The sequence below is a fragment of the Microbulbifer aggregans genome (assembly GCF_020524005.1).
Classification (GTDB): Bacteria; Pseudomonadota; Gammaproteobacteria; order Pseudomonadales; family Cellvibrionaceae; genus Microbulbifer; species Microbulbifer aggregans_A.
On the sequence record NZ_JAIVKK010000001.1, the window covers coordinates 652,415 to 676,981 of the forward strand.

Annotated in this window: 20 protein-coding genes; 6 read left to right on the top strand and 14 right to left on the bottom strand. The window is 55.8% G+C overall.

Going from position 1 to position 24,567, the window contains the following annotated elements; genetic code table 11:
- Positions 1–99: 99 nt before the first annotated feature.
- The 4 genes from LC093_RS02780 to LC093_RS02795 all read right to left on the bottom strand — a co-directional run bounded on the left by LC093_RS02780 (position 100) and on the right by LC093_RS02795 (position 4,125).
- Entirely contained in the window at positions 100–1,611 is a 1,512-nt protein-coding gene (locus tag LC093_RS02780; protein WP_226661766.1) for a dipeptidase, read from the bottom strand.
- 239 nt (positions 1,612–1,850) lie between these two features.
- The gene (locus tag LC093_RS02785; RefSeq protein WP_226661768.1) at positions 1,851–2,546 is read right to left on the bottom strand and encodes a hypothetical protein; all 696 of its coding nucleotides are present in this window, start codon (positions 2,544–2,546) and stop codon (positions 1,851–1,853) included.
- A 222-nt stretch (positions 2,547–2,768) separates the two neighbouring features.
- The gene (locus LC093_RS02790; protein WP_226661770.1) at positions 2,769–3,479 is read right to left on the bottom strand and encodes an SDR family oxidoreductase; all 711 of its coding nucleotides are present in this window, start codon (positions 3,477–3,479) and stop codon (positions 2,769–2,771) included.
- A 52-nt stretch (positions 3,480–3,531) separates the two neighbouring features.
- Complete coding sequence (locus tag LC093_RS02795) at positions 3,532–4,125, bottom strand: tRNA-uridine aminocarboxypropyltransferase (RefSeq protein ID WP_226661772.1); 594 nt, start codon at positions 4,123–4,125, stop codon at positions 3,532–3,534.
- 8 nt (positions 4,126–4,133) lie between these two features.
- On the opposite strand from LC093_RS02795, the gene LC093_RS02800 reads away from it, so the two are divergent.
- The 3 genes from LC093_RS02800 (at position 4,134) to LC093_RS02810 (ending at position 6,236) form a co-directional block, all read left to right on the top strand.
- Positions 4,134–4,583, top strand: a complete 450-nt coding sequence (locus LC093_RS02800) for a GNAT family N-acetyltransferase (RefSeq protein WP_226661773.1) — start codon at positions 4,134–4,136, stop codon at positions 4,581–4,583.
- Positions 4,584–4,677: 94 nt separating this feature from the next.
- Positions 4,678–5,112, top strand: a complete 435-nt coding sequence (locus LC093_RS02805) for an OsmC family protein (protein WP_226661775.1) — start codon at positions 4,678–4,680, stop codon at positions 5,110–5,112.
- Positions 5,113–5,345: 233 nt separating this feature from the next.
- Positions 5,346–6,236, top strand: coding sequence for an alpha/beta fold hydrolase (locus LC093_RS02810; protein ID WP_226661777.1), 891 nt, complete (start codon positions 5,346–5,348; stop codon positions 6,234–6,236).
- 280 nt (positions 6,237–6,516) lie between these two features.
- On the opposite strand, the gene LC093_RS02815 is transcribed toward LC093_RS02810, so the two are convergent.
- The 5 genes from LC093_RS02815 to LC093_RS02835 all read right to left on the bottom strand — a co-directional run bounded on the left by LC093_RS02815 (position 6,517) and on the right by LC093_RS02835 (position 13,232).
- Positions 6,517–9,591, bottom strand: coding sequence for a hypothetical protein (locus tag LC093_RS02815; RefSeq protein ID WP_226661779.1), 3,075 nt, complete (start codon positions 9,589–9,591; stop codon positions 6,517–6,519).
- Positions 9,592–9,593: 2 nt separating this feature from the next.
- Positions 9,594–10,769 carry a DUF2201 family putative metallopeptidase gene (locus tag LC093_RS02820; protein WP_226661780.1) on the bottom strand — a complete coding sequence of 392 codons (1,176 nt, stop codon included), beginning with the start codon at positions 10,767–10,769 and terminating at the stop codon, positions 9,594–9,596.
- Between the two features lie 14 nt (positions 10,770–10,783).
- The gene (locus LC093_RS02825) at positions 10,784–11,779 is read right to left on the bottom strand and encodes an ATP-binding protein (protein WP_226661782.1); all 996 of its coding nucleotides are present in this window, start codon (positions 11,777–11,779) and stop codon (positions 10,784–10,786) included.
- A gap of 255 nt (positions 11,780–12,034) precedes the next feature.
- The gene (locus tag LC093_RS02830; RefSeq protein WP_226661784.1) at positions 12,035–12,706 is read right to left on the bottom strand and encodes a hypothetical protein; all 672 of its coding nucleotides are present in this window, start codon (positions 12,704–12,706) and stop codon (positions 12,035–12,037) included.
- Between the two features lie 25 nt (positions 12,707–12,731).
- Positions 12,732–13,232, bottom strand: a complete 501-nt coding sequence (locus LC093_RS02835; protein WP_226661786.1) for a hypothetical protein — start codon at positions 13,230–13,232, stop codon at positions 12,732–12,734.
- 273 nt (positions 13,233–13,505) lie between these two features.
- Here LC093_RS02835 and LC093_RS02840 point away from each other — a divergent pair, with 273 nt between their 5' ends.
- The gene (locus LC093_RS02840) at positions 13,506–16,070 is read left to right on the top strand and encodes an arylsulfatase (RefSeq protein WP_226661788.1); all 2,565 of its coding nucleotides are present in this window, start codon (positions 13,506–13,508) and stop codon (positions 16,068–16,070) included.
- Positions 16,071–16,166: 96 nt separating this feature from the next.
- On the opposite strand, the gene LC093_RS02845 is transcribed toward LC093_RS02840, so the two are convergent.
- Positions 16,167–17,012 carry a PA4780 family RIO1-like protein kinase gene (locus tag LC093_RS02845; RefSeq protein WP_226661790.1) on the bottom strand — a complete coding sequence of 282 codons (846 nt, stop codon included), beginning with the start codon at positions 17,010–17,012 and terminating at the stop codon, positions 16,167–16,169.
- Between the two features lie 54 nt (positions 17,013–17,066).
- Positions 17,067–17,999 carry a M14 family metallocarboxypeptidase gene (locus LC093_RS02850; protein WP_226661792.1) on the bottom strand — a complete coding sequence of 311 codons (933 nt, stop codon included), beginning with the start codon at positions 17,997–17,999 and terminating at the stop codon, positions 17,067–17,069.
- Between the two features lie 170 nt (positions 18,000–18,169).
- Between LC093_RS02850 and LC093_RS02855 the strand changes: the two genes are divergently transcribed.
- Both LC093_RS02855 and LC093_RS02860 read left to right on the top strand, forming a co-directional pair.
- Positions 18,170–19,117 carry an SDR family oxidoreductase gene (locus tag LC093_RS02855; protein ID WP_226661794.1) on the top strand — a complete coding sequence of 316 codons (948 nt, stop codon included), beginning with the start codon at positions 18,170–18,172 and terminating at the stop codon, positions 19,115–19,117.
- 4 nt (positions 19,118–19,121) lie between these two features.
- Positions 19,122–19,484: a hypothetical protein gene (locus LC093_RS02860; RefSeq protein WP_226661796.1), complete on the top strand. Its 363-nt coding sequence runs from the start codon at positions 19,122–19,124 to the stop codon at positions 19,482–19,484.
- A 121-nt stretch (positions 19,485–19,605) separates the two neighbouring features.
- Here the strand turns inward: LC093_RS02860 and LC093_RS02865 are convergent, their stop codons facing one another.
- The 3 genes from LC093_RS02865 to LC093_RS02875 all read right to left on the bottom strand — a co-directional run bounded on the left by LC093_RS02865 (position 19,606) and on the right by LC093_RS02875 (position 24,395).
- Positions 19,606–20,286, bottom strand: a complete 681-nt coding sequence (locus tag LC093_RS02865) for a hypothetical protein (RefSeq protein WP_226661798.1) — start codon at positions 20,284–20,286, stop codon at positions 19,606–19,608.
- A 193-nt stretch (positions 20,287–20,479) separates the two neighbouring features.
- A complete protein-coding gene (locus LC093_RS02870) occupies positions 20,480–22,870 on the bottom strand; it encodes a DNA polymerase II (RefSeq protein ID WP_226661800.1) in 2,391 nt (796 codons plus the stop codon).
- 196 nt (positions 22,871–23,066) lie between these two features.
- On the bottom strand, positions 23,067–24,395 hold the full coding sequence (locus LC093_RS02875) for a serine hydrolase domain-containing protein (RefSeq protein WP_226661802.1): 1,329 nt from the start codon (positions 24,393–24,395) through the stop codon (positions 23,067–23,069).
- Between the last annotated feature and the right edge of the window lie 172 nt (positions 24,396–24,567).

Below are 24,567 nucleotides of genomic sequence, written 5' to 3' on the forward strand. Positions count from 1 at the left end.
GCTCACCTTTACCTCCAGAGAGAACGGCCAGTAAACAAAAAAGGGACTGAAATTTCAGTCCCTTTTTTATTGGGCGGAATAAAACATTCGCCATTAAATCTACAGATTGGCGATCTCGATCATCATCGCCGTGTACATTTTCAGGTTCAGGCGCAGCTGATCCACGGTGATGAATTCGTGCTCCGAGTGGCCAGTGTAGGCCTTGCCTGGCATCGACGGCCCGAAACTGACCGCATTCGGCAGCAGTTTGGCGTTAGTGGAACCCCCGATGGCCACCGGGCCCGCGTCCTCAATACCGGTAAAGTGGCGGAACACTTTCAGCAGAGGCTGCACCTGGGGCGCATCGTCCGCGCGGTAGGGTTGCCCCAGATGCACGCCTACATCGGCCATCTCGATACCAGTCTTTTTCTGCCAGCCGTCGATAGCACTGTGGATCTGCTTCTCCAACAGCTCGGCGGTCTTGCCGGTGGGGCGGCGCAGGTTCAGGTGGCTGGTCAGCCCGTTGTCGCTAACTTTCACCATGGTCAGCGCGCCGGTCATCGGTCCCATAAAGTCATCCCTGTAGGCGATATCACCAAACTGCTCGGCGGTGATACCGATGCCGATCAGATCATTGATATAGCGCACCGTAGCGCCGGCGGCATTGGCCGGCCATTCGTAGTTACCCAGTGCGTCGGCAAGGAAGGCAATGGCATTGATACCGTGCTCCGGCTCGGAACTGTGGGTGGCCACGCCGCGAGACGTGATTTCCAGTAAACCGTCTTTACGTGCGAACTCGAACTTCACCTGCGGATGCTGCGCGGCGCGGGCACGGATTGCCTTCTCCAGCGCAGGCGTCGGGTTGGCAACGCTAGCATGGGCCTCATCCGGTACCTGGCTGCCAAAGTAGCCACCTTGGAAATTACTCAGGTAGGGCTTGCTATTGTCTGCCACCGCCGCGTCGGCAAAGGTCGCACGGATTTCGCTCCACCCCTTCTCGGCGGTCACCACCGGGTAGTTTGCATCGATGGTGATGTTGTACGCAGGCATATCGTAATCTTTCAGGAACGCCTGCAACGGCGCCCAATCGGATTCCTCACCCAGGTAGACAATCAGCTCCACGCGCCGCTTCATCGGCACGCCCTTGTCCTTGATCGCCTTCATCGAATAGAGGGCGGTAGCGATTGGCCCCTTGTCGTCCTCGCTGCCACGGGCGATCAGCTTGCCCGGCTCGCTGGTACGATCCAGCTCGAACGGGCTCTTCTTCCACTTCGCCGGGTTGGCCGGCTGCACATCACCGTGGGTGACGATACCGATCTTCTCCTCGCCCTGCCCCAGCGCAACGATCACCACATAGCCGTGATCCTCGCACTCCAGTCCCAGCCCCTCCGCCTTGCCGCACAGGGTGTCCTTGAAGCCGGTGAACTCCGGGTTCTTCTCCAGCGGCAGGTCTTCCCGCGCCACGGTCTCGAACTGCACCAGTTCGGCGAGGGTATCGGTCATCGCTGCTTCGTATTTATCCACCGCGTAGTCCGCGGTCTTCTGCGCTACCGGCGAGACACCCGCTGCCGCGGCCAGCGGGCACAGCAACAACGGTGCCGCAATCCGTACAATTTTGGAACGGAATTTCACAGATCACTCCATAGGTCAGGGTAAAGGGGTCACAAGAATCACGCATTGTACCCTCCCAGCGGAGCCAAATCCCGCCCGGCGCGGCGCGGCGAACGTCCACTGCGATCTACCGATGACCAGTCCGCGGCTAAAAAGGTAAGCCGCAAAATACGGTGATCTGCCCGGAAGGTGACAATCGAGCTTTTCCGCCTTGTACGGCTGCTAATTCTTGCGCGATCCTGGTCAGCTACACCGCAAAGTTATCGGAGCAGGACGGTTTTGGCGAACAGGATAAAAGCGGTTGCCGCAACCACCGACACCAGAAAACACACAATATGCGCATCCTTTTCCGGCGGAATTTCTTCCCGTATTGCCATAATGATGATCCCACCGGCCACAAACATCGTGGCAAATTTCGTCCACACAGAAAGCTGCCCCGCAATCAATGAGGCGATCCAGCCTAAAATCAAACAGGCGCAGAACACCCAGCGAAGGAACTTCGGGTATCGGCGCGGGTAACGTTTCCAGATGTGGAAATTGATACCGACAAAATGCATCCCAAAGGCAAAAACCAGTACAAGGTAACCGAACCAGTTTCCACTGGGCCACTCGCCCAACAGGAAGCCAATCTGGGCGTAGTAAAGACCGAAAACACCGAAAATCAGTACTTCACCAAATGAAACCCTGGCCTTCGCCACCTTGAACTCTTCAGCCAGTCCCTTGTTTGCAGTTACCAGAAACACAACGAAGCCAGCAAGTGCAACCAGGTACGCCTGAAGGCCAATAGGTAATACGGGGGTATAGGCGTCAGTCACATTAAGTAACGCCTGAACTTCGGCCAGTTTGGGTAACAGCGTGAGGAACACGTAAGTGATCCCAATACCGGCGGAAACGCTTAATATGGGCGGGTGGGTGCTATTTTGAAAAACAGACCAATAGGGAATCGTCACCGCCACCAGAGACAATGCAAGAACAGCCAGAAAAGACACATAAATGGTCATATCGCTACCTTTGGATTGCGTACCAGCCCTTCTGCCAACCGAAAAATACTTGCCACCAGAGGAGTTTGCTCTACACATTTATGCCAATCTGTTTTCCCCCAGCTCACTGGTTTTATACCCGTAGCCAAACCGCCAATGGCGTCCGTTAAAACTGATCAAATCGGCCTGAGATGCTCTTCACTCGTTCCGGGAATAGCTCCAGCCATGATCATCGTGATAGATCATCTGCTTTGACATCCCCCCATCTACCGTGATGTCCTGGCCCGTGATAAAACTGCTTTTGGGATCACACAGGAACATCACCGTATTGACGATATCTGCCGGATTGCCCACACGGCCAACCGGGTGCTGGCTGGCATCGGCTCCCGTGAAGTGCGTACCGGAAGTATCAATCCAGCCCGGGGAAACGGCATTTACCCGGACTTTACCTCGCAGCGTCATTGCCATGGCATGGGTCAGGCTGCCAATGCCACCCTTGGCCGCGCTATAGCTTTCGGTATCCGCCTGGCTCATCTGCTCACGGGTAGACGAGATATTTACGATACTAGCCCCGGCACTGAAATGCGCCATAAACAGCTGGCTTAAAAGAAACGGTGCGGCAACACCAACCCGCAGCACGTAATTGAAATCCTCATAGGAACAGCTGTTTAACCCACCCTTAGACAGACAAGCATTATTGACCAGGTAATCGACTTCCCCATATTCGGCGATCACTTTTGCCGCAAACGACCTGAGTACGTTTTCATCGGCAATATCACCCACATAGTAACCATCACCCTGCAGGTCAATTGAGCACACCACAACGCCCTGCTCTGCGAACGCATCGCAGATCGCCTTGCCAATACCCTGGGCGCCGCCCGTTACCACTGCGACTTTCTGTCTGGTCACAACTCTAGTTCCTCAACCTGTTAATACAATTTCGAAAGGGCCAACTCACCAACTAATTGCGTATTTTTTCCACGCCGGCAAGATTCGTCTGAAGTGCAATCATTTTCTCGAAGGGACCCAGAACCGGTGCAAAATCGTTATCAGGCTCCAGCGCCTGCATAGCCAACACGATACTTTCCAGCGTAGACAAGCTGTTCTCCAGCGACGAATGGCGGACCTGGTAATTGGACTCCAGCTCCCCCTCAAAGCTGACCCGTGGTAATTGCTGCAGCATGGGGTGCAAATGCAGCATCTTCTTCGACTTGCGCCAGGTCGCATCAATCACCACCAGCTGCTCCAGTGCCCCGGCCTGTGGGGAACCTGGCTCTACCTGCTCCACTTCCGGCAACCAGCTCAGCGAGGGGTATAGCAAGGCCGACCTGGGTGGGAGCAGTTGCGCCAGCGCATCATTCGAGAGTTGCTCGGCCACAATCAATTCGCTGTTATCCAGGCACAGATGCGCCATGCGCCCGGTATTGAACGGGTGCTTCTGCTCAAGGGGGTGCTGTATGATCAGCACCCTGATTCGATTGGGGATATGAACCAGCGCGCTGCAGTAGCAGACCCGGAGGGGGCGTTGGCAGGTTGGGCAGATTTCGCGTGACATGAGGTGATATGGACCCGGATAACTCTACTGATTCGTTGACTGCCCAGTGGCTCTCCGATGCGGAGATGCCGCTAGCCAACAAATTCTACCGCACCCACAAATTCCGCGGCAAAGCGCGGCGGCACGATCCCTGTATGGTAATCCGCGACGAGCACAACCAGGTTATTGCCTGCGGCTCCCTGCGCAAACTGACGGACAGCCAGTTGCTCGCCGGAGTGGCGGTCGCCGAAGGCTATCGCGGGCGCGGTGTGGCGCGGTTTCTGCTCAAGGGTATGGCGGAAGCCTATGACGAGAGCACCTTCACCTTTCCCTACCGGCACCTGGTGCCGTTTTATGAGTCTCTGGGCTATGAGGAAGTGGGTGAATCCGGGTTGCCTTCGGCCATTATCGATCGCTTCCACACCTACCGGAAACAGGGGCGCGATATTGTGCTGATGCACTATCAAGCCAATGATTAGCCATACTGGATGTCATTCATGGCTCCGGCCCTTTATTGTCGCCGAGCACAACCACCCAATCCTGCCTTGATTAAAGGCACATAATGGAGGCCCCATGGAAGCGTTTCCCCACAAATACGAAGTGACCGCCAGCTCGGCGAGTGGAGGCAACATCACCTTGACCACCGAGGGTGTAGCCCCTCTGCTCTCAGCGGCACCCGCTCAATTTGATGGCCCGGGTGACCAATGGTCACCGGAGGACTTGCTGGTGGCCGCGGTAGCCGACTGCTTTATCCTGACGTTCCGCGCCATCGCCAAATTCTCCAAGCTAGATTGGACGTCACTGGAATGCAGTGCCACCGGCACGCTGGACAAAGAAGGCCGCAAGACCTGCTTCACGGCGTTTGAGATCAACGCGAAACTGGAAGTGCCCGAGGGAACGGATATAGAGAAAGCACACGAACTGCTGGAGAAGTCCGAGGAAAGCTGCCTGGTGACTAACTCACTGAATGCGGCAGTGACACTGAATGCCGAGGTCACGGTCAAGTGACCCCCGAAAGCCCTACCGAACCTGAAAAAGAGTCCCAATGGATCGCTATTGTCTGGAATAACCCAATTCGTATAATTCAACAGTCCACCGCAGGAAAAGGATGATCCAATCGGCGGCGGATTGAGCAGCTACATTGTAAGAATTTTGCACGGGCATCGTAGTCGTCACCGGTAATATGGAGGGAGCCCGAGTAATTCACCCCCTCTTTCAGAATAAAAAAATAAATCACAAAAATGTCCACAGACAATATAAAAAGCACACCCAGTCAGCGTCACCACTTCGAACACCGGGGCTTTCAGCTCGCCTATAACGATACACATCCGGATGACGCTTCAAGACCCGTTGCACTACTGATGCATGGATTCCCCGATACCGCCGATTTGTGGCAGCAACAGATCAAGGATCTCACTGCCGCAGGCTATCGTTGCATAGCGCCAGATACACTGGGTTGTGGCCAATCAGACATAGCGGAAAATGTCGGGGACTACAACGTGCTCAAAATCATCAGCGATCATATTGCGCTCCTCGACCTACTGACGATCGCACGCGTTGACGTGATAGGGCACGATTGGGGTGCGGTGCAAGCCTGGCTTATCGCAGCGCACTACCCGGAACGGGTGAGAACACTCACCGCGGTGTCTGTCGGCCATCCCGGAGCCTATGCACGCGCGGGGTTCCGTCAATGGCTTGCCGGGTGGTATATCGGGTACTTCCAACTAAAAGGTATCAGTGAACGCCTTCTGTTGGGCTCCGGACGATTTTCACTGCGAAACGTGTTTCGCACTCATCCAAGCCCGGACGAAGTCATGGAGCGGCTAGCAAAACCAGGGCGCCTGACTGCCGCCTTGCGCATCTACCGCGCAAATCTCGTGACAGTACTTGCACGCCCTCATCCTAAAGTAAAAGTACCGACAATGAGCATCTGGAGCGATGGCGATTTATTTCTGATCGAAAAGCAGGTGACCAGCTCAGAAAAGTGGGTGGACAATAGTTGGCAGTATCACAGGGTCAGCGGCGCCCACTGGGTCCCGATCACCGCAGCACAAACGTTCAACGAAAAGCTGTTGCAACATCTGCAAGCGGCCAATGCGAGGCGGAATTCGGTTTCGTCAGTTTCAGTCTGAGGAGCAACTCACTTGCTTAAGCCAGAGAAAACACTAGATGCCGAGGTAACGACTTGGCCGCCCCCTAGAAGCCTGGAGCGCAGCGAGCCTGGATACTTTTTAGGCAGCCGAAAGTACCAAGAGTCGTGAGTACCTGACAAAATCAATGAGCATATCGACAAAACCCAGCCAGCCACTGATAGGTAAACCCCTCTTTAAGCTATAACAGTCGGGCGGTGTACTCCGCCCTTCTGCCCTCAGAAAAACGTATCTCCGAGCCATCAGCAGTCCTGATACCGCTTCACGCTACCTCTTCTCCACGCAAGCGCAACTCTTCTTCAACTGCTGACCGGTGATCACGATAGACCTTGCCATAGGCACGCAGGAACTCGCTCGACAGGCGCGAACGAGGTGTCCCGCGAGAATCGAAAAGCGACACCCTCACACCCAGTGATACATCATTTTCCAAGCGCCGAATTTGCGCATCCGTCAGCTCCTGTCCTTCGGCGATTCCCCTCCGTATGGCGGAGCTGTCGTTGTCGAGGAATCCATCTATCTGGCGTTCCGTGAGCTTTACGCGATAGCAAAAGTATTCGAGCAGGTCTTCGTGATTTTTTTCCAGCAAACGCTGGATAATATATGCCCGACGCTTTTCAGTATTATTGGGGTCGACAGCCATGTCATAAGCCCCGCCCTGCTCCAACGCCCACTCAAACAACTCTGTGAATTTGGGTTCCGGCAGTTTCCACATGTGCCGGCCCCAGACAGAGATCAAGGCTCTCGAGGGGATATTCGGATTAGAGGCAAGCGCCAAAATCTGCTCTGGCGAACAATCCTGTTTTCGCTGGGAAAAGCCCTCCTCCTCTGACAGAGCTATATGCTTCTCAAGCAATGCAACGACCACGTCGAGGTCAGGGTGCTTGCGGATAAGCATGCCGAGCCTCCAACCTCGCCGTCTCTTGCACTTGGAAAGAAGAGCCTCGCACTGTGAGATCGTCAAATGCGGGTTGTCAAAAACTGACTCCCAATTTCGGGTTACTTCGCCGCGCTCCAACCGGAACAGAAGGTCATCAATAATGCCCGTATCAGCGGTGATCGCGAAAATTTCGCTATCAAAGAGCCCATTTTCCCGACCGTACCAGGGGTCACCTGCGCTAGGATCGGGAAGCGAACGCATAGCGCGTTTTCGAACATCTGCCCCTTTACTAGTATCGGACACGAGGGCACACAAGAGCTCTTGCAGGATCGGTTTTTCCTCCGCATTGAACACGCGATCACGGATGCCATAGAGCGCTGATAACAATACCTGCTCCTCAGGATCCTTCAGAAGCTCGAAAGATAATGCAGGCGCGAGCTCTCTTCGTGCCGCCACTGTGCTACGCACATCCTTCAACTTGTCCGTTACCAACAAAGACAGGATCGCGGGATCCTTACTTTCAGTGGCCAATTCGAGGCGTGCCGCCTTGTTCCCCAGCCCTTTACTACTAGTACTGTCCACGCGATTAGCTCCCGCCAACCGTACACCGCGCTTTTTCGCCAGCCTCTGCGCCGCCATTGCAACAGACTTATCTCGATCCAGCGCCAGCTCCTGGAGTATCGCGTTATTGGCATAGCCTTTTTCAGCCAACGCTTTGCGCACCGATGGACTGCCAATTCGAGCCAGCATGCGGTACTCATACTCGCTGTAGGTCATCGTGCGCTCGTGCACAAAGCGACGGTGTACGTGAGAGTCATCAAGCACAGTCAGGTGGCGAATGGCGTTCGGGTTGGCGTGAGTACAGGCGATTACTTTGCGCTGGCGGCCGATTTCGTCATTACGTAATAACCAATCGCACAGAAATTCGGGTGCATGACCTTGATCCAGGTAGTCATCTATTTTCCACTTGTCGATGGCCTTCGGCTTAATCGGTTTGGCGGACTCGAGTACGGCCAGGCTGTATCGGGTATTCCGGGCCAGATCGTCCGGCAAGTAGGACGCATAGAGGGGATACAACTTCTTCGGGCAATTCGGATGACGCGCCACAAGGCGCTGCACCACCAATGGACGGCAGTTACGTGAGCCATGAAGACTCGAAAGTTTTTTCTCATCGGTCGAGTCCTTCAGCAATCGCTTGAGCGCCGCGGCCAAAGGCGACTTAGCTACCGCCAGACTGGACAGTGCAGTGATCGCTTCCGGCTGATCAATAAACGTATTGGCCAGATTGGCCAGGACCCGATCGTCCGGCAGTTTCCGCATCAGCGCCGAAGCCTGATCCAACGTGAGATGTGGGTTGCTACTGAGGCCGATACAAAGATGACGATTGCCGTCATCGATCAGCGTATCTATCTCTTCAGCCCGCTCCGTTTTCATCGCCAGGCCGATACATGCCCACTGTGGCAAACCCGTCCGCTGGCACAGTGCATCCAGCACCTGCTCATCAGCGCACGGATGTAGAGTTGCAGCACAGGCCAGTAAATCATCCGCCTCCGCCGCCACCTTGGCTAGCTGAGAGCTGCCGGCCTGGGCCAGCCGGAGGACCGTAAAAAAATGTCCGTCATCGGACGTGGTCGTAGAGGCGTCACTACTGGAGAGCAGGCTTTCCCCGAGCACGCTATTGCGCATATCCTCGGGCAACCTGTTTAGCGCGATTTCTTTGATACCGGCATGCTTGTCCGCCGCCAACTTGCACAACGCTTCCTGCGACGTACGCGGATCGTTAGCAACGGCTTTTCTCAATGTCACCGATTTGTGCGAAGCGAAACGTTCGAACCACTCTCGTGGGATCTCCTCGCGCTGCAGCGCAACAGCGGCGTATTTTGGGCTCAAGCGTTCAATGAAATGTTCGAGCTCGTCTATCGCCATGTAGGTAGCGATATAATCCTGGCTTTCCGCGTGCTGGAGACAATACTCAATGATAAATCTGGGCGTCACACGCAGGAGCTCTGCGCGGAGCTGGTAGTGATCTAGCTCTACCCCATCCACAGCTTCGCGTATTAAATCCTTGTCCCGGCCGTACAGGTAATACTCAACAAACCTATCTAGGTTTGGCTCACGGGTAAAATGCTTAAGCCTCTGCCATTCCTTCTGCCCCTCCGGCATCATCATATCCAGCTGTATAGCCCGCATGGCCGGCACGTCAGCGACCATCTCCGGCTGGATCGTATCCATCAGCGCAATTAGCTTCGGTAGACAGTTGACATGACTGACGATACGCTGGGTCCGCTCAAGATCCGTGTCATACCGATGCCTGAAGGCTTCATCCAAAAACCAACCCTGGCAATCCGGTAACCCGAGGCACTCATCTAACACTACTGGCGATGCCTGCTTGATTAGTTCAATCCGTTTACGGTCGACGGGCTGTTTATTGATGCACAATTCGGTCAGCGCCATGTCCATGTCTATACCTTTATTCTTGCAATGGTTCCAAAAGGAATCTTATCGTCTTCCTCACCATCCTCGGTCAGCAGCCACAATACCGGCATCGATGGTGGCGTGCCGGGAAAATTTCCAAAGCCATCAGTGAAATACAAAACGGCCACCGGTTGCTCTACCAGAGAATCGCGTTTTTTTAAATCAGTGAAATAAGTAGTAAAACTCGTGCCGCCAGCGCCAACCGGCACTGGAAATTCGGACAGATCTCGTGGGATTCCATAGGGCCCATGCAACGCGACGTCGGCGTAATAAAAACGAATGCGGGTATGAGGATGGCACTGGTGTACCGCCAGCAGTTCTTCCAGGAACCGTGACAACGAGCGGTCACAAATGGAGCCGCTGGTATCCACCACCACTTCTACCAGTAAGTCTTCAGACAGTAAGCTTTCCAGGTAAAGCGGCTGGTGCAGGAAACGGCGGTCAAACTCCTGATAATCGTTGGCCGCGGGTGTGGCGTACTTCCACAGCAGCGAACGCCAATCAAGCTGGCCACCGATAACCAATTCCGTTTCGCGCTCGAGCGACAGCGACTTGGTCCCATGGCGCTTGTCACGCATCGACATCTGCCGCGCTTTGACCATCGCACCCTGCCAGTATGCCTGCTCCGCCGTGGCCTGCCTGCCCGACTGCGGTGCGAAATCATCATGGCAGCGGTACTTGCGCGCAACCGCTTGCGCATACGCCGAAATCGGCTCCGCCCCCGGCTCGCCACCAGAACCATCGTCCGGGCACTCCTTCAGCAACCTGGCATAGACGCGCTCGACGGAGTCACCGGTAAAGCGCTTGTCCCACGCGGTCATCGGCGGTGGAGGCCAAAGCGTTACTTCGGCGATGACATTGTTGACGACGATATCAGCGGCCACATTCCACAGTATGGGCACGCGCTCCGCGCCGCGATGCGGATGCCCCAGAGCCAGGTGCAACACCTGATGCAGCAGGTAGCCATGACGTTGCAGCTCATCCATACCGAGGAAAAATTGCGGAGAAACTTGCAGTGTACGGCCGTCAATCCGGGAAATTTCCACCTCGTCATCGAACTGCAAACGCGCGAACATCGCCAGCACAGCAAAGAATGGGAAGTCTCGCTGCAACCCCAGAATAAACCTAGCCCAGCTCTTATCGAGACTCTCCGCACCGCTCATGGCAGCCCCTGGGATCAAGATGCAAGCGCGACAAAATCACGCAGGAAACGACTCGCACGGTCGTCCTGGATGATGTCGCGGGAAAATTCCTGATATTGGCCTGTCTCGCGCAAGCGCGGGAACAGGTCGCTTGCATAGAGGTGCACCCACTCCTCACCAACGCGATCAATCAACCACTTAAAGGCATTAACCGATTGCAGCGCCTCTTCCGCACGGCTTACCAGTGTTGACACCGTGGCGTAGCGGACAGAAGGCTCCACAGACAGGCGCGATGGCCCCTTGCCGGCAAAAATGGCATCGATGTCAGGGAGTTGATTCTTTAACTGCACGAAGGCATTGAATTCCATCGCGGTTGCAGTACCGACGGCCGGTTCGATGGCGATACCGGCGGCGTGTAGATTGGCCGCCATCTCCCAGCTGCGGGGCGAAGGCCAGTTGGGTTCGCCGGGATGGGGTTTGTGCAACAAATCCGGGCGGAATGACAGGAAACCGATGATATCGGCCGACAACTGCGCCCGGTAAGCGTACTGTTTGAAGTCGTCCAACGACTCTTCGACATTGAGGTGCAGAAAGCGATTGGCCAGCGGCGCCGGCATCTCGTATACGGCCGCGCGGTCGCTCTTGTAGTTACCCGCGGCCCAGACAAACCAACCCTCCGGCAACTCGTAATCGCCCACACGGCGATCCAGGATCAGCTGCTGGGCCACGCCCTGCAGTGCCGGCGGCGCCATGTTCAGCTCATCCATGAACAGCACGCCCGCGCCTTCGGTAGGCAGAAACGACGGTGGGTACCAATGGGTAGCGCCATTCTCGGGAACCGGGATACCGCGCAGATCACTCGGCATCAACTGGCTCAGCCGTAAATCAACGAAGTCCAGGCTCCGTTCCTTGCAGATATCCAGCACGATGGATGACTTACCGATGCCGGGCTTGCCCCAGATCATCACCGAGTGCCGCAGCTGAGAATCAAGGAGACGAGACAGATATTCCTTCAATGCCGATGGGGTCATACGCCAGTTACTTATCCTTGTTACTTATTGCTTTCTATTCCTTGCTACGCCGAGAGCACAGCCAACTTCCTTGCGCGAGGCCGCATATCTATACTCTGCCCTCAACCGGGCCTCCCTTTGAGCCTCGGTTGAATTTCGCGCATGGTGCTGACACGGAATTTAGCCTGAACAGGCGAATGAATGCAAATGAAGCAGATGCCCCACTCGACGCATACCAGGGCCAAGTGGGAACAACTAAAGCCAAGTAGCGGGCACTCAGAACTTCGGCGCGGGTTTGAATTTGTGGTAGGTATCCAACTCTACATTTTCCAGCTGTTCAGCGACCGAGGAGCTGACCGCGAAAAACGCGTAGGAGTCTCCACCCTCATCAAACCATACCAGCTGGTATCCATGCTGTTCTGCGAGCGTTGCCATCTCCTTAACGACCAGGTTTGCGCGATGGTTCTCGTCTTCAACAGACTCCAACTCTTTCGCCTGTTTCACCCATACGCTTTTGCTGACTTCTTTTCCGATGGGACGTTCCAAAACGACCGCAACTGCGTGCAGCGCCTCTTCCGGCTCATAGATATTTTTCCAGTCCAGATAGCCCATATAGCCGTAGCCAAAAAGAACGGTTTTAAACACGGCCGGGGGGACTTCATTTAATGACAGATCTTCGTTCACCCAACCCATATGACGACGACCAAACTCTTCTTCCGATTTTTTATAGAACGAAGAGTGTTCGTTTAATATATCGGCATCGCCCATCGCATACTTAATCGCGTTCTGAACACGCACATCCGATTCCGAAATGAGTTTGGATACTTGAATGACCTGTTCCCAATTCAGGTCACCCGAGCTGTTCCCCGCCTTCGATCCAGATCCACTTGCCCATGCCGCAGCGCCAACCAATATGAGTGCTGCCAACAACAAAGCTGCAATATGCATAGCGTTCTCCCTCAAATAAGCCAGTTTAACCTTGCGCAAATAAAAGATGCAGCGACGTCAACCCGTCACTATCTTCTGCATTGGGATCCGCACCGGCTTTCAACAAAGCTTCCAGCACTGCAATATCATGGCTTTCATTGTAATGAACCTGGTCTGTCTCACCGTTCCAGTAAAGGTTATAAATATGGTACCGGCCTACCAGCAAATGCAAAGCCGTATGCCCACCTGAAAAAATAAAAGCACCAGGAAATGGCACACTGTAAGTAACATCTTCACCAGACTCTATGAGCGACCTGATGCGCCTGGGGTCGAGTGTAGCGGCAGCCATCAGCGGTGTAAGAAAGAATTCCGATTCCACCCTCCTTACACCACTTGACTCAGCCAGCAGCGCTATCGTCTCTTGCCGATAACGATCCTCCTCGGCCTCCCTATCCTTCATATATCGTTCGACGCTTGAGGCACAACCAGAAATCATTTGAGTGATTGCTATCAGCAGAAATAGCCGCAAAGAAAAGTGTTTCATCATTATTATTCAGGAAGACGTGAAGATATTCGGAAGTATATTGACGCAGAATACACTATTCCTAGTGAACGACCTAGTTACCCTAAATAGCTCTCTACACCGCATCCATCCAAGAACATTATCGGCACGGGCTTAATCTCCCCCAAATTCATTTTCCCAGGCATTGGCTTTAGGCGCCCTATCGGCAACGAGGTGATATCTCTTAGCTAGGCTATAGAGGGGGCAGTAATAGCCACTCACCTTTATCTACCGCTTGAAACGTATCAGGGATTACGCATGAAAGTCATGCCATGGATGACGATAGTTCTCGCTCTCACGATTGCTGTTCCTGCCATCGCACAACAGGATACGGGCAAGCCCGGTTCGCCCAGTGCAACCACGACCATCCCTGGCAGCCAGCTACCACCGCCAGCACCGAAATTTGGCGGCGTGATCAAGGAAGGGGCACTGCAGTCTACGCCCTGGTGGCCACCACGCGTGGTACCGCCAGAGGGTGCCCCCAATGTCCTGCTGATCATGACCGATGACGCCGGCTTTGCGGTCAACAGTGTCTTTGGGGGCGTCATCCCAACACCGACGATGGAGCGCATCGCCGAAAACGGCCTCCGCTACAACCGGATCATGTCCACGGCACTGTGCTCCCCCACACGCGCCGCACTGATCACCGGCCGCAATCACCATTCCGTCGGCTTCGGCGTTATTTCCGAGCAGGCCACAGGCTATCCCGGCTACAACAGCATCATCGGCGTTGACAATGCGACCATCGGCCGCATCCTGCGCGACAACGGTTACGCGACGAGCTGGTTCGGCAAGAATCACAACACCCCGACCTATCAGGCGAGTCAGGTGGGCCCCTTCGACCAGTGGCCAACCGGAATGGGGTTTGATTACTTCTACGGCTTTGTCGGCGGCGATGCCAACCAGTGGGGGCCGAACCTGTTCCGCAATACGACCCAGATCTACCCCTGGAAGGGTCATGAGGGCACCCTGAAGATGGATCGTTCCGATCCCAACGCGAAGGTGTGGCCCGTGACCGGCAAGGAACCCTCGTGGAACCTGATTACGGCGATGGCTGACGACGCCATTGACTGGATGACCCGCATTCACCAGACCGACCCCAGCCAGCCGCTGTTCCTGCATTACGTCCCCGGTGCAACCCACGCACCGCACCATCCCACCAAAGAGTGGGTCGACAAAATTCACGCAATGCATCTATTTGACGACGGCTACGAGAAGCTGCGCGAGCGCATCTTCGAGAACCAGAAGAAACTTGGCGTGATCCCGCCAGACCAGAAACTCACCCCCTGGCCCAAAGACATACTCCCGCCCTGGGATACCCTCAGCGCAGATGCCAAGAAACTCTACATCCGCCAGGCCGAGGTGTTTGCGGCATACGTAGCGTACAACGACCATGAGATCGGCCGGGTGATTCAGGCCTTTGAGGACCTGGGCAAGCTCGACAATACCATCGTCATCTACATCAACGGCGACAACGGCACCAGCGCCGAAGGCGGACCGGAGGGTACCTTCAGCGAAGTGGCATTTTTCAATAGTGTCCTGCCACCGGTCGATGTGCAGATGAAGTACTACGACGCCTGGGGCACCGAGTTTGCCTACAACCACATGTCCGCAGGCTGGTCCTGGGCCTTCGACACACCATTCGACTGGTTCAAGCAGAACGCCTCCCGGCTTGGGGGCATTAACCAGAATATGGTCATTTCATGGCCGAAGCGCATCAAGGATATAGGAGGGATGCGAGAGCAGTTCATGCACGTCATTGACGTCACCCCTACTCTACTGGAGGTAATCGGTATTCCTGCACCCGAGTATGTGGACGGCATCAAGCAGAAGCCGCTAGAGGGCACCAGTTTCGCCTATACCTTCGACAAGGAAAATGCCAAAGCGGAATCGCGGCACAAAACCCAGTACTTCGAAATGATGGGCCAATGGGCGCTCTATCATGAAGGCTGGCTGCTGAGCACCAAGGTCAACCGCGCACCATGGGATGCGTTTGGTGAGGCCAATGCAGACCCACTCAACAATCAGGAATTACAACTGTACAACCTCAACGAAAGCTGGAATCAGTCCGAAGATATCGCGGCCAAGCATCCGGACAAGGTCAAACAAATGCGGCAGATGTTCGTTGAGGAAGCCAAAGAACATCAGGTATTCCCCATGAACGCCTCCGTGGCAGCCCGGGTCGCAGCGCAGCGCCCTAGCCTGACCGCCGGCCGCAACGAGCTGGTCTACATAAGGCCGATGACAGGCACCCCCCAAGGCGATGCGCCCTTCCTGCTCAATACCTCCTACACCATCACCGCAGACATCACCGTGCCAGAGGGCGGTGCGGAAGGCATGATTGCCACTTCCGGTGGACGCTTCGCCGGCTGGGGCTTCTACCTGCTGGAAGGCAAGCCCGTATTCAACTGGAACATGCTCAACCTCGAATGGGTGAGATGGGAAGCGCCGCAGGCACTCTCACCCGGCCAGCACACCATTGAATTTGACTTCAAATACGATGGTCTGGGCCTGGGCACCGTCGCGTACAACAGCTTCGCCGGTGTCGGCAAGGGCGGAACCGGCACGCTGAAGGTGGACGGCAAGGTGGTCGCGACGAAGAAGATGGAGAAAACAATCCCGATCATTCTTCAGTGGGACGAGAGTTTCGACATCGGCTCGGACACGATTACCGGCATCGACGATAGCGACTACCTTCCCCCCTTCCCGCTAACAGCGAATTTCAACAAGCTGACGATCAAAATCGATCGCCCGCAGCTGTCGCCGCAGGACATCCAAAAATTGGAAGCTGGAATGAAGAAAGCAGCGATGGGGATTCAATAGCGCCCCAGGCCAGCGGATAGTCGACGTCCCCACACACCGCGACGACCTGCGTTCTATTGCGTGGATCGTCGCAGTGACACCTGGCCAAACATCGCCCTACTCTTCCCAGGCCGGCGCCATGCGCTCGGCCTGCTCTTCGCGAACATCATCGATGACCGCCATCAGGTCCGCGACGTCGATGCTGGCCGCGTCATGTTCGAAAACCCCGGTCAGGGTAATGTCCGGGTGCAGTTCGCCCGCCTCATACAGCCCCCAGATTTCCCGGCCGTAATCGGTCGTCAACAGGTCCGGGGCGAAGCGACCGAAATACGCGCGCATATTATCGACATCGCGCTGCAGCATCATCGCGGCGTTGTTGTTGCCGGCCGCATCCACCGCCTGGGGCAAGTCGATGATCACCGGGCCATCGCGGTCCAGCAGCACGTTGAACTCGGAAAGGTCGCCGTGTACCAGGCCCGCACACAACATGCGCACCACGTCGGCCATCACCTGGCCGTGGTAATCCCGGGCCTGCTCAGCAGTCAGCGTGACGTCATCCAGCCGCGGCGCCGCGTAGCCCTCTTCATCGGCTACCAGTTCCATCAGCAACACACCATCGACGAAGCCGTATGGCTCAGGGACGCGCACGCCGGCCGACGCCAGCCGATACAGCGCATCGACCTCGGCACTCAGCCAGGCCTGTTCCTGCTCTTTCTGGCCGTAGCGGGTCTTCTTCGACATCGCCCGCGCGCGGCGGCTGTTGCGCATCTTGCGGCCTTCCTGGTACTGCACCGCCTGCTTGAAGCTGCGCTGCTTCGCCTCCTTGAAGACCTTGGCACAGCGCAAGCTGTCGCCGCAGCGCACCACATACACCTGTGCTTCCTTACCGCTCATCAACTGCGCCATGACCTCGTCGATCATGCCGTCATCAACCAGCGGTTGTAATCTCTTGGGTACTTTCATAGATCTTCTTTTGATCGTCGGCAGAGGCGACCTGCTGGCCCCGCCACCGATTTCTTATACTTGTTCGCCGTGCGCCAGCGCGTATTCGATCGCCGCACACACGGCAACGGCCTGTGCTGTATTGCACTGTTCGGGCGTGGCTCGAGGACTGTCTGGGTAGACTTCGGTGGTGGTTTTGTAGGTAGCATTGGTGACACTGGCACACAAGCCCAGCTTTTTGAGCGGATATTCGATCACGCCGCGGGCGACCACCGGCGAGCCGATGATTTCGTTGTTGTCATCGGCCGGGGCGATGTGGGTGACCTTCTCTACTGCTGCGATCACCGCCTGCTGGAATTCGGGCTGCGGGTTCTCACTGTCGTCCACCAGATAGAAGCCATCGGGAACGCCACCCGGGGTGAACGGCTTGCCGTCACGGGCGGCCAGTGCGGGGCGGAACTCGGTTTCGTCGGTATCGGTGGTCTCGTGCAGATCGATGTGCATCACTACGCAATCAACCACCGGCGCCACCAGTCGCAGCAGTGCAGCCGATTCCTCTGCGGGACTGTCTGCATAGAATGAGCGGTTCGGATCGATGGCGTTCGGGTTCCAGCGGTGGATACGCTCGTAGCCCCAGGGGCTGATGCAGGGTGCCACCAGCAGGTTGACGCGGCCAGCGTAATCCGCCGCATGCTGATCCACAAACTGCAGCGCACCGTGTACGCCACTGGTTTCGTAGCCGTGCACCCCACCTGTCACCAGCACCACCGGCAGATCGTCATTCCAGTCACGGCTGCGGATCGCCAGCAGCGGAAAGGTCTCGTCGCCGTATTCCAGGCGGCCGTATTCTTCCATGTCGAAGCGCGAGCGCAAAGACTCGATCTTGCTTACCACCTCAGACGCGTAGCTGCGATGACGCGTCTGTTGCGACAGCCACGCGGCGCGCTCGGCTTCGCCCCAGGGCGTGCCGGGGGTACCAATGGAATAGAATGCGGGAGCCGTGTTCATAGTGTCTGTTCTCCGGTGATGAGCGAGATAGGCGGGCATTCTAGCACCCGACCGGACATAACGGATGGGGCACGAAGCCAGCGCAGACTGACCCTAACGTCACACGGCCGTTGACCTTAAACGTAACGTTAAGGTTATAGTCCCCTCCGTACAGACGGAGACCCAAACAGATGCAAACAATACTCGGCGCAAGTGGACAAATCGGGCGTGAGTTAGCCCGGCACTTGAAGCGTGACTTCACCAGCGATATCCGCCTGGTCAGCCGCCGACCACAAAAGGTCAATGACACGGATACATTACTCAGCGCAGATTTACTGGATCCCGAGCAGACCCTGCGGGCCGTCGAGGGTTCAGAGATTGTCTATCTGACGGCTGGGCTGCCCATGAATACCCAGCGCTGGGTGGAAGAGTGGCCCATCCTGATGCGCAATGTGATTGATGCCTGCGTGACCCACGATGCCAAGCTGGTGTACTTCGATAACACCTACATGTATCCGCAGACGGATCGCCCACAGACTGAAGATTCCCCATTTGAACCGAATGGAGCGAAAGGCAAGGTCCGGGGTGAAATCACCAGAGCACTGCTCGATGCCATGGCGCAAGGCCGCGTACAGGCAATAATTTGTCGGGCACCAGAGTTCTACGGCCCCGGAAGAACGCAAAGTATCACCAACGCCACCGTCATCGACCACCTCATAGCCGGCAAATCAGCAAAGGTGTTCCTGCGTGACGATGTGTTGCGCACGCTGATCTACACCCCGGACGCCAGCCGTGCCATGGCCCTGCTCGGCAACACACCGGATGCCTATGGCCAGACCTGGCACCTGCCCTGCGACGACAACCGACTGACGTACCGGCAGTTCATTGAGCTTGCCGCGGAAGTTTTTGGTGTCGAAGGAAGCTACACAGTGCTAAAACGCTGGCAGCTCTGGTTGGCGGGACTGATTAACAAAACGCTTCGGGACGCGGCGGAACTTCTGCCACGGTACACAGCGGATAACATCTTTGTCTCGGACAAGTTCAAGGCGCGGTTTCCGGATTTCCAGGTCACCACCTTTCGGCAAGGCCTGAGCGCGATTGGTGATGAGCGGGCTCCCTCGTCAAACTATGGCAATTGAGAATATGAATCGCTTATTGATTGTCACATGGATAATTCTATCTATTGGTTGCACGCAGCGTAATGACTCGATCGAAATCGTAGTAACCGAGGTCTCCGGTTCAAAAACTGATAACCACAAAAATGAGTTCTGCTCAGATTTCACCATTTCGCAGGAAGCGGCGGAAGAATTCTTCAGGAAGTCAGAACTAACTTCACTTAAGCAACTGCACGATGAGCACAACTACCTGCCCTGCTATTCATATGGAACAGCCAGCGTAGGAAGCAAAAGTTGCTCATGGGAAATAAGAGCAGGAAACACTGCAGAGCTGAAATGCGGCGACATAGTAAAGTACTACGCCTGTGATGATTGCCTGAAACCACAATAAAAAACGCGGTCAAGGCCGCGTTTTAAAGCTTCAAGTCATATCGAGGCTCAGACTGAAATTTCGCTACCTCATTCAACTACTCTAGTTGAGACCTAAATTTTGTTCTGCCCAATTATCTTCCTTATACGGACCCGCCGTAGAGCAACCAATATCCCAACGCAGACATCCAAGAAAGCACGATGACGAGCATTACAAGGATGCCGACTTGCAGAATTATTGAGTTCAGGCGCCCGTGCACAGCTCCAGTGGGGCGAGCCAGTTCGGAAAGCGCTTGCCCACCACTAAAGGGCGCAATCGGCAGCATGGCGAAAGCGGAAAGCTTACTAGCCAGCAAAGCTGTTCCTAAAACCGGCGAATTATGAACAACAGCCCAAAACGAACCCAGCAATTCTTGCGCGTAACCGAATGGGCTCAGCGCCCCACGAAAGATTTGAGAAAATCCTGAGACGAAAGCCTCCACTGCATCAACCCCCATCAAAAGAAAGGCGAAAACAAACATTGCCGCAGGGCCAGTCAAAACCATCAGCGCTCTTGGAATCCGCCCAAAGGAGCTAAATATGCCCCCTGGCTCAGAGCCATAAAGATCGACATTTTCTACATCCTTAAATATGACGCTACCACTAAAAATCCATGGACTAATCGAAACGGATGATCCGGCAATCCGCACCGTTGCTTTCGGTCCCCAAGTACCGAGCTTAATCACCGGGACCCCAATACCGACAGACCGGAGAAGAAGGGCTCCACTAAGTGTCGACAGCGTGGTTAAAAATGCAACTGATAGGAAAAGAACTAAAAAATCCATGTAAATTCTCTTGCAATGTGATTCCGTATCAAACGACAGCGGACTTCAGAACTAGCGGGCTAGATTACCTTTTGGTATCACATCCGTTCAAACAATTAGCATCAAAAATTTGATCTGATGCCTTTTATCGTTTTTGCCACCTCAGTCATGTCACTGTGCAGACAGGTCTGGCAAAACAACTTCATACCGATACTCAATCGGACACACCGAACAGGCCCAGCTGGCCACCCACCAGACTGTCAAAATCCAGATCTATAAAGGGCAATATGGCGTCTGCCACCGGCTTGAGCTGCCGGTCGATGTAATGCTGGTAATCCACCGGTGACTGGCGGTAATCCACTGGCTCCGGGCCATTGAGGGTGATCACGTAACGGATCCAGCCCTTATTCTGGTAGCGGGGTTCTAGTCCCTGCTGCCGGCGTATATCGTCGGCCATCCGCGCCGCGCGTACCTGGGGCGGTACGTTTTTTACGTATTGCTCCAGCTTGCGCCGGAGCCGTTTGCGGTACACCAGCTGCTCGTCCACCTGCCCTGCACGGGTTTTCTCCACCGTCTCGCGGACATAGTCGGACGGATCTTCACCGTGAAACACCATCCCGTAAAGCTGAGTCTGGAACTGCTTAGCCAGGGCGGTCCAGTCGCTGCGCACCGTCTCCAGGCCCTTGAATACCAGCTTTTCCTCATCCCCGTTCACCACCAGGCCCGCATAGCGTTTCTTCGAGCCGGCCTCAGAGCCGCGAATGGTGGGCATCAGAAAGCGCTGGTAGTGGGTTTCGAATTCCAGCTCCAGTTCGCACTCCAACGCCAGCTCGTCTTTGAGCATGTTTTGCCAGCGCGTGTTGATTTCACTGGCCAGGCGCTTGCCGATCGCATCCGCTTCTTCCGGGCTGGGTCGGCCGCTCAGCCAGACAAAGGTGGAATCGGTATCGCCGTAGATGACCTGGTGTTTCCCTCCATCAATCTCCTCTATCCAGCGGGCCGTCTGCTGCATGATCTCGTGACCGCGCAGGGTGATGGAGCTGGCCAGGCGCGTGTCGTAAAAACGGCAGCCCCCACTTCCGAGTACCCCGTAGAAGGAGTTCATGATGATCTTGATGGCCTGGGAGCGGGCCGCATCCTGCTCCTGCTTGGCGATGTCGCGCTGGGCCCAGAGGTTGGTAATGATGTCCGGCAGGAAGTGCTTATCGCGGGAAAAGCGCGCGCCGCGAAAACCGGGGATGGTATTTTCATCTGCCCCGCCCTCTTCCGTTCCCTCTGCAGCTTCCACAGCCAATCCTTCAATCAATCCCATAGGATCGATCTTGAAGGTGCGGATAATGCTGGGATACAGGCTCTTGAAATCCAGCACCAGCACGTTGTCGTACAGGCCCGGCCGGGAGTCCATCACATAGCCGCCCGGGCTGGCGAGGCCGCCGTCAGCTGGCAGGTTTGGCGCCACATAGCGGCTGCGGTGTAGTCTGGGCAGATAGAGGTTGGTAAAGGCCGCCACCGAGCCGCCGCTGCGGTCGAGCTCCAGGCCGGTGAGCTGGGCCCGCAGGCGCAGGTAATCCAGCAAGCGGGTGTGCTGGTATATATCCCAGACCAGCCGGCAGTCTTCGAGGTTATAGGCGGCCAGCTTGGGTTTGTTATGGCGAAAATCGTGCTCAATCGCCGCCAGGCGGTTGTCCACGTCCTCGGTGTCCTTGCCCCTGCCCAGCAGGGTCTGGGCCACGAACTCCAGGCTAAAGCTTTCAAAGTTATAGGTGGCGCTCTTCAGTCCGTCGATGCCATCCAGCACCACCCTGCCCGGCAGCGTCACAAAGCCCTGGTTGCCTTCCCGGCCATCCCGCCAGCGCGCATCGGTACCACCGCGCCCCAACTTCAGGCGCAGGCCATAGCGCCCGGCTCTTTTCAGCAGCAGCCGAACATCGAAGTCCACCACGGACCAGCCAATGATGATGTCCGGATCCAGCGATTGGATCCTGGCCTCCAGGGCCTCAAGCAGCGCCCGTTCGTCATCCACCCAGTGGATGGAGGTATCGGCGGCCTCCGGCTTGCCCACCATTAGCACCTCCTCCACCCCATCACTGTAGAGACCGATGGAATACAGCTCGCCCTGGCCGGAGCACTCCACATCCAGGGACACCACCCTGAAATTCGGCTGCACCTCGGCGCCCTTGAGGCGCACGTTGCGATATTCCACAAAGCCCTCTTTGGCCCGGGCCACCCCTTCAAAATAGAGGCCACCTCGGACAAAGCGCTCCATCAGGTAACGGTCGTGGAGGCGAAAATCCGCTTCAAACACCTCGATGCCACGAGATTGCAACAGGGTCTGAGCCCGGCGGTGGGCGTCGATGGTGGGGAAATACAGCATGGCCGCTTCTTCGCGGCCAAAGGTCTGGAAGCCCAGCTGCTGCCAGTCGTAAGGCACGCCGACCAGCGCCTCGGTAACCTGGGGGCGGTCTGCCACCTTCACCATAAAGACCGGGCGCTCACCTTCAATAACCAGCTTGACCGGGCCCTCGGGCGTGGCCAGCCAGTAGTGGATGCAGGTGCTACCGCGCTGATCAAAGCTGTGGCGAGTGAGGAGAAAACCTTGGGGCAAGAGACTGTACTGGGTTGAGGTTAGACTTGGAGTGTTTGTTGGTGAGGCGTGCCATTCTACTGGATAAATACACAGATATCAGTAATCGCTAGATAACGCTCCGACAGATATGTGGTGGCAGCCCAGACACTGCCCCCCAACAAGAAACTCGAAAACTCCTCCTATCACATCGTTTATCCGCCCTTTATTAAGGGGGTCATTTATCGAAAAGCCCGGAAGTCGCAATCGGCCGCGCAAAGCGGTGGCCCGAGTGGTCATCGTTGTTGACATTGAAATAGACAATCACGAGATCCCTAGATGGCGATACATAGAGGCCCTGAGTCATCAGCCCCCCTTTCCACATATCGCCATCGGGCCAAATCACATCCCACTGGCGGCTGTTGGCGATAAAGTCCTTTGAACCCAGATAGTCAACGAACACAGCGCCATCGAACCCGGCCATGACGAAATCGTGGGACCGAACCCCTTTGCGAATGCGCTCGAGGATTTCATCCGTCACCACCTGCTCGACGGCAATCTTTTTCCAGCTCGGTGTGTAGAGCATGCCGAAGCGGGCAAAATCCCGTAGGTTACTCGATATCAAGCCATGCGCCGCCACAATTCCGTCCGGTGTCATGTGCAGTTGCAAAGGCCCCTCGGCACCCATCTTCGACCATACGCGGCGGTCGAATATCTGATGCCAGCGGTCATTTTCCACCTCCTCCGCCAGGAGCACCAGCATTTGCGTCAACCCCGAGGCATACTCAAATGCCAAACCGGGCTCGTCTTTCTTGGGTGTGCTCTTCAATACGTCACGCAGCTTTTCCACGCCCCGGGTTTTATTCGGAAAGCCAAACTCGGCTTCATACACGCGGCGGGCAATATTGTCCGGATCGAAGCGGGATTCGGACGTGTCCTCAAGGTCCATGCCTGTCGCCATGTCCATCACATCACGGGTCGTGATGCCGTCCCAGTCGGTGCCCTTGAAGTCCGTCAGGTATTTGGTGATCGGCACATTCTCGTCGATCTTCCCCTCACTGATCAGCTGATCGATGACCAGGCTGGCGGTGGGCTTGGCCGAAGACATCCAGACGTGGTGATCCTCGGGGCGCATGCGCGGATACTTCTCGTACACGATATTGCCCTTGTGAACCACCAGATACGCCTGGGCACCATCGGACTGCTCAAGGAATTCATCGAGGGTAAGCGGCCCCTTGAGCTTACTTTCGGACAGCAATTCGACTTTCACTTTGCCGACTTCCGGCATCGGCTTGTTGCCCAATGGCATTATGTCCTGATGTGGCGGGAGAATGGCTGTCGGCAGGAACTCCGATGCACGCATATTGAAATACGCAGAGATATCGCCGCCCTTGAACAGCTCGTTGTAGTCGGCGTTGCGCGTCTGCTTTTCAAGCTCTAGTGGAAAGCCATCGACAAACTCGTCCAGCGGCGTGTGTTCCTGTGTCTTCTCTTGCGCCTTTCCCTGCGCCCAGGCGACCGACGCGGCCAAAATGAAGATGGAAGTGAGAATATTGATTCTACGCATGATCTCGTCTCAACAGATTAGGCGACAGATGTTCTGAGTCGCCTAGCCCAATAACTCTGATGATTCAAGCGTAGTTGAGCTGATCTAGATTTGGGGCGGCCACAACTCTGGTCGGTCTCACCGCCGGGGGCCCTTAATGAACAGCGGCACACAAACTTCAAGCTGCCCGTGC

Bases quoted from the DNA above. Each gene is read 5' to 3' on its own strand.
- LC093_RS02795 (WP_226661772.1), bottom strand. From the start codon at position 4,125: ATGTCACGCGAAATCTGCCCAACCTGCCAACGCCCCCTCCGGGTCTGC.
- LC093_RS02800 (WP_226661773.1), top strand. From the start codon at position 4,134: ATGGACCCGGATAACTCTACTGATTCGTTGACTGCCCAGTGGCTCTCC.
- LC093_RS02805 (WP_226661775.1), top strand. From the start codon at position 4,678: ATGGAAGCGTTTCCCCACAAATACGAAGTGACCGCCAGCTCGGCGAGT.
- LC093_RS02810 (WP_226661777.1), top strand. From the start codon at position 5,346: ATGTCCACAGACAATATAAAAAGCACACCCAGTCAGCGTCACCACTTC.
- LC093_RS02815 (WP_226661779.1), bottom strand. From the start codon at position 9,591: ATGGACATGGCGCTGACCGAATTGTGCATCAATAAACAGCCCGTCGAC.
- LC093_RS02820 (WP_226661780.1), bottom strand. From the start codon at position 10,769: ATGAGCGGTGCGGAGAGTCTCGATAAGAGCTGGGCTAGGTTTATTCTG.
- LC093_RS02825 (WP_226661782.1), bottom strand. From the start codon at position 11,779: ATGACCCCATCGGCATTGAAGGAATATCTGTCTCGTCTCCTTGATTCT.
- LC093_RS02830 (WP_226661784.1), bottom strand. From the start codon at position 12,706: ATGCATATTGCAGCTTTGTTGTTGGCAGCACTCATATTGGTTGGCGCT.
- LC093_RS02835 (WP_226661786.1), bottom strand. From the start codon at position 13,232: ATGATGAAACACTTTTCTTTGCGGCTATTTCTGCTGATAGCAATCACT.
- LC093_RS02840 (WP_226661788.1), top strand. From the start codon at position 13,506: ATGAAAGTCATGCCATGGATGACGATAGTTCTCGCTCTCACGATTGCT.
- LC093_RS02845 (WP_226661790.1), bottom strand. From the start codon at position 17,012: ATGAAAGTACCCAAGAGATTACAACCGCTGGTTGATGACGGCATGATC.
- LC093_RS02850 (WP_226661792.1), bottom strand. From the start codon at position 17,999: ATGAACACGGCTCCCGCATTCTATTCCATTGGTACCCCCGGCACGCCC.
- LC093_RS02855 (WP_226661794.1), top strand. From the start codon at position 18,170: ATGCAAACAATACTCGGCGCAAGTGGACAAATCGGGCGTGAGTTAGCC.
- LC093_RS02860 (WP_226661796.1), top strand. From the start codon at position 19,122: ATGAATCGCTTATTGATTGTCACATGGATAATTCTATCTATTGGTTGC.
- LC093_RS02865 (WP_226661798.1), bottom strand. From the start codon at position 20,286: ATGGATTTTTTAGTTCTTTTCCTATCAGTTGCATTTTTAACCACGCTG.
- LC093_RS02875 (WP_226661802.1), bottom strand. From the start codon at position 24,395: ATGCGTAGAATCAATATTCTCACTTCCATCTTCATTTTGGCCGCGTCG.